Source organism: Psychrobacter sp. 1U2 (genome assembly GCF_051847575.1).
The window spans coordinates 1-548 of the sequence record NZ_JBPYDC010001656.1 but is presented as its reverse complement, the minus strand read 5'-3'; the positions used below and the strand labels follow the sequence as shown (position 1 = coordinate 548).

At 44.2% G+C, this 548-nt stretch carries 2 protein-coding genes; both read left to right on the top strand.

What is annotated here, in order from left to right; genetic code table 11:
- Positions 1-319, top strand: a 319-nt coding sequence (locus ACS8FD_RS23715; protein ID WP_439277653.1) for an rRNA adenine N-6-methyltransferase family protein, incomplete at its 5' end; no start/stop codon positions are given.
- On the top strand, positions 316-548 hold a 233-nt coding region (locus tag ACS8FD_RS23710), incomplete at its 3' end, for a metallophosphoesterase (RefSeq protein WP_439277652.1). The genes ACS8FD_RS23715 and ACS8FD_RS23710, both read left to right, overlap by 4 nt.

Genomic DNA, 548 nt, shown 5'->3' with positions numbered 1-548 from the left:
CCCTAAAGGCGCATTTAACCCACCACCAAAAGTGACCAGTGCTGTGTTTCGTTTGACGCCTCATATCGAAAAGCCCATTGTTGCAGAAGATGAGCAATATTTTGCTATCGTAGTACGTGAGACCTTTAACCATCGCCGCAAAACGCTACGCGCTATTTTCAAAAAATCCACTCTACTGCCAACATTGAGTGAAGAGGACTTTGCCGCTTGTGGTATCGATCCACAATCCCGTCCAGAAACTCTGAGTGTCAGTGACTTTGTAGCTTTGAGTAATCAGGCAAAAGTACAGAAGAATAAGACAACCATCGAGGAATTATGAGTTTTCGCCATCAATATGTTATCGGTGACTTGCAAGGCTGCTATGCAGCGTATCAAAAACTACTTGAAACTTTAAAGTTTGATCCTACACAAGATAAATTGTGGTTTGCAGGTGACTTGGTTGCACGCGGAGAGGATTCGCTAAGTACTTTGCGTCACGTAAAGATGCTATGCGAGCAAGGAGCAGCCGCAACCGTCTTAGGAAATCACGATTTAAACTTGCTGGCAGT